Below are 4,071 nucleotides of genomic sequence, written 5' to 3' on the forward strand. Positions count from 1 at the left end.
CATTGCTATTCTATGTTCGCTCATTTTTTTTATCCGGGCTCGGCGTGGTCCTGGCCGGGGTCGGCTCAGCGCACGCCCAGGCGAACCGGCTGGTCGCGCAGGTCGCCGAGCGCCGCGCGGAGCGGACTTCGTGGGCGGGTGCGCGCGCCGCGTTCGCGACCGCGGCCGACCCGGACGTCCCGACGGCCGTCGCGGACCTGCACGCCCGCGGCGCCCGGCGCATCGCGGTCGCGTTCTGGTTCCTGGCGCCGGGTTTGCTGACCGATCGCGTGGTCACCAGCGCGCGCGAGCACGCGCGGGATCCGCTGATCGCGGAGCCGATGGCGGACGCGCCGGAAGTCGCCGAGCTGGTCCTCGCCCGCTACGCCGAAGCGCTCCGGCCGAGCGGCGCGGCCACGGCCTGAAGCTGCGCAACTCGAGCAGAATTACCAGATTTTCCCGGTCGTGCGGAATCCGGCGCAATCGCCGGACCACCGCTTGCCACCACGGGTTGCGCCGTTCTTGCGAAATTCCGGCGAACATCCCCGCACCGCCGGACATCGGGGCAGGATTTCCGCCCGTGCGACCGGACGAGTCGCGGCGCACGAAAGTCCGGCGGTGGCCGACGACCCCGACAGCCGGCCGCCGCCGGACACCGCGGCGGATTCCGGCATTCCGCACATCCGGGAGGCCCGCGCCGCAAGCGGCTGCCGCCGCTTCTGAAAGACCCCCAGCGCTGACGCAGGGTGTTTTTCCGGAACACTAAACTTCACCCCAAGTGGTCATGAGAGAGTGCGGTTCAACCACACGGCGGTGGTGCTCCGCAGTTCGCCGAGCGACCTCGCCGCACGGTCTCCCCCGTTCGGGCGAGTAACCGTGGACCTCGGCGGCAGAATCAGGGTGGAACGACAAGTCGGGGGCGAGCGCGGGAGATGAACACGCAGCAGCCGAGTCGGCCGGTGATCACACCGGCCATGCGGGAACAGGCCAGCAAGCAGCCGAACACCTGGCTGTACGTGGTCGACCCGATCTTCAGCGACCCGAGCGCGGAAGTACCGCCGTGGGGCTTCATCGGCGGATACCGGGTCGACGAGCGCGGCGAGCTCACCGACGACTTCTCCCCGAACCCGAACTACCGCCCATCACCGGTCGCGCTGCGGCTGCCCGCGCCGACCAACGACGTCGAACGCGCGCTGCAGCTGACCACGACCGGCTACGCGCAGGCGGCCACGCTGCTGTCCGCACTGCTGGACGCGGAGCTGATCCTGTTCGCGCAGCCGCAGGGCAGCGGACTGTTCACGGTGGACCACGACTCCGGCAGGCGGCAGCTGCAGCTGTTCACCTCGGAGAGCTTCCTGCCCGCGAACTGGACGAGCTGGCAGCGGCTGACCGGCAGGCAGCTCGTCGAGCGCAACCCGGTCGGGATGGACCTGCAGATCAACCCGACCAGCGCGGTCAAAGCGCGGCTGCCCGCCGAAGACCTGATCAAGACCGCGGGGGTGCGGGTGGCGCCCGCCGCGCAGCCGGAGGAGACCCAGCCCGCGCAGGTGCCCGGCGGCCAAGCGACCGGCGGACAGCAGCAGGCGCCCGATCCGATCAGCAGCGACTTCGGCCAGCGCTTCATCGGCAGCGTGCTGGCCGCCGCGGCGGGCGACGCGCTGGGCGCGCCGGTCGAGTTCTACCCGGTCGAGCAGATCCGCAACCGCTTCGGCGAACACGGCGTCACCGACTACGACCGCAGCGGTTCGCACCCGGGCGAGTTCACCGACGACACCCAGCTGGCGATGTTCACGCTGGAGGGGCTGATCCGCGGGCACATCGCGGCCCGCGGTGGCGCGGGAAGCGGGCCGCTGGCCGCGATCCAGCTGGCCTACCAGCGCTGGCTGCACACCCAGGGCTACGCGTGGTCGCGCGCGGCCGGGCCGTACGCGCAGTCCCACCCGGAGCCGGACGGCCTGCTCGCCGGGGTGCGCGAGCTGTTCGCGGTCCGCTCGCCGAACAGCGACTGCATCACCGCGTTGCGCGGGTTCGCCTCGACGGGCGTACCCGGCACGTTCGAGCGGGCGATCAACGACTCCGACGACAACACGGGCGTGGTGCGGGCGGCGCCGATCGCGCTGTGGTCGGACGAGCCGCGCGAGGTGTTCCGGCTCGCCGCCGCGGCCGCCGCGCTGACCTGCTCGAAGCCCAGCGGCTACCTGCCCGCCGGGGTGCTCGCGGTGCTGGTGCACCGGCTGCTGCGCGGCGAGTCGCTCACCGATGCGCTGGCGCACGCGCACAAGCTGCTCACCGAGTGCACCGGGCACCAGCAGACCGAACGCCTTTTGCTGGTCGCCGAAGACCTCGCCGCGCGGGGCGAACCGACTCCGGAACAGGTCAAGGACCTGCTCGGTGACGGCTGGAGCGGGCACGAGGCGCTGGCGATCGCGGTGTGCGCGGCGCTGAGCAGCGACGGTGTCGGACCGGCGGTGATGGCCGCGGTGAACCACTCCGGCGACAGCGACTCCACCGCGGCGATCTGCGGCGCGATCGTCGGCGCGCAGCACGGGGTTTCGGCGGTTCCCGGGGTGTGGCTGCGTGATCTGCGGCTGCGGGAGACGGTTCAGTCGCTGGCCGCGGACGCGCTGGTGGAGTTCGGGCCGCAGCCGCGCGGCGACGAGACCTGGTCGCAGCGGTATCCGGGTGAGCGCGACGTCATCGGGCTCGAGTTCGGGTCCGAGCTGCCGCGGGTGGCCGGGCAGGATGCCGAGGAACCGGCCGGGCAGGACGAGACCGCCGCGCAGGATTCCGCTCCGGACACCGCCGAAGAGCAGACGGCCGAGCAGGATGCCATTCCGGTGGCTCGGCTGTCGGTTCCCGGTGCGCAGCCCTCGGAGACCGGCGCTGCTTCCGCCGAGCAGCGGGATGCGTCCCCGGCGGATTCCGGCAGTGCGGAATCCGCCACGCAGCAAGGGGAAACGGCAGACCGGAGTTCGGCGGAAACGGACTCCGCGCAGCAGGCCTCGCCCGAGCGCGCCGATCCGGCCACGACCCCCGAGCAGGCAACGACCCCGGCCGCTGGACCGTCCACTGCGGACGGTGCCGCTGAACCGCAGCCCGCCGCGGCGTCGGGTACTGCGGCATCGGACACTGCCGCATCGGACGACGCGGCCTCGGAGGACGCCGAGTCCGCGGCCGAGCCGATCGTGCCGACCATGGGTTCCTGGCCCGCCCCGTCCAAGACCGCACCCGCCCGCGAACAGAAACCCGCGCACGACACCGAACGCGCCGAACCGGGCGGCGAACGCATCCTGGGCTGCCTGCTCGGCACGGCGATCGGGGACGCGCTCGGCTACCCGGTGGCCGACGAGTCCATCGAAGTGATTCGCCGCAACTACGGCGGCGCCGGGGTGGCCGACCTGGTCGGCCATGCCATCAGCGCGAACACCCAGCTCAGCTTGTTCACCGCCGAAGGGCTGATCCGCGCGGGCATCCGCAACCGCCTGCACGGCGACACCGACCCGGCGCAGCCGGTGCAGCACGCGTACCAGCGCTGGCTGCACACCCAAGGCGTCGACTGGGCGGACGCGGGCGGCCCGATCGCGGACATCCCGCCGAACGGCTGGCTGATCCGGGAGAAGGGCCTGTTCGCACGCCGCTCCCCCGACGACACCTGCCTGCAGGCGCTGCGCGGTTACGCGGGCGGTACGGCGCTCGGCACGCTGACCAACCGGCTCAACGACGCCAAAGGCAGCGGCGGAGTGGTTCGCGCGGCACCGGCTGGCTTCCGCACCGGCGACCCGGCCGAGACGTTCCAGACCGGCGCGGCCATCGCCGCGCTCACCCACGGGCACCCGAGCGGTTTCCTGCCCGCGGGCGCGCTGGCGGTGGTGGTGAGCCAGCTGCTCGCGGGCCGCTCGCTGCCGGAGTCGGTGGACCGCGCGCTCACCGAACTGTCCACTTGGGAGGGTCACGAGGAGACCTCCGCGACGTTGCGCCGCGCCATCGAGCTGGCCACCGAGGGCACCCCGACGCCGGAGCAGATCCAGCACCGGCTCGGTGCGGGGCGGGTCGGTGAGCAGGCGCTGGCCATCGCGGTGTGCGCGGCGCTGG

The 4,071-nt window shown here is 72.5% G+C and carries 2 protein-coding genes; both read left to right on the forward strand.

Annotated elements, in window-relative coordinates:
* Nucleotides 1-404 (forward strand): CbiX/SirB N-terminal domain-containing protein (locus IJH84_RS19800; protein WP_295147358.1); only part of this gene is annotated, 404 nt, incomplete at its 5' end.
* Nucleotides 405-911: 507 nt separating this feature from the next.
* Nucleotides 912-4,071 (forward strand): type VII secretion system-associated protein (locus IJH84_RS19805; RefSeq protein ID WP_295147362.1); only part of this gene is annotated, 3,160 nt, incomplete at its 3' end.

The sequence above is a fragment of the Saccharopolyspora sp. genome (assembly GCF_017434145.1).
In the GTDB taxonomy this organism is placed as follows: domain Bacteria; phylum Actinomycetota; class Actinomycetes; order Mycobacteriales; family Pseudonocardiaceae; genus Saccharopolyspora_C; species Saccharopolyspora_C galaxeae.